The organism is Cupriavidus sp. SIMBA_020, from assembly GCF_046535395.1.
Lineage (GTDB): Bacteria > Pseudomonadota > Gammaproteobacteria > Burkholderiales > Burkholderiaceae > Cupriavidus > Cupriavidus campinensis.
The window spans coordinates 1-246 of the sequence record NZ_JAWRWU010001383.1 but is presented as its reverse complement, the minus strand read 5'-3'; the positions used below and the strand labels follow the sequence as shown (position 1 = coordinate 246).

Here is a 246-nt window from a genome sequence, read left to right as displayed (position 1 = left end):
CTCGAACAGGGCGAAGCCGATGGTCTGCTCCATGCGCGCCAGTTCGCGGCTGACGGTGGGCTGCGAGGTGACCAACAGGTCGGCGGCCTTGGTCACGCTGCCGGCGATCATGAGGGCGCGGAAGACTTCGACGTGACGATGGGTCAGCATGCCCTATCCATATCAGGAATGAATCGATGTGGAAAATCTAAGCATTTTACTGGATGACCTGGCGCAGGCATGATGCTGCCCTGATTCCCTACCCCA

The 246-nt window shown here is 59.3% G+C and carries 1 protein-coding gene; it reads right to left on the bottom strand.

The window, feature by feature from the left end:
• On the bottom strand, positions 1 to 150 hold a 150-nt coding region (locus tag SB751_RS34040), incomplete at its 3' end, for a LysR family transcriptional regulator (RefSeq protein WP_410749503.1).
• Positions 151 to 246: the final 96 nt, after the last annotated feature.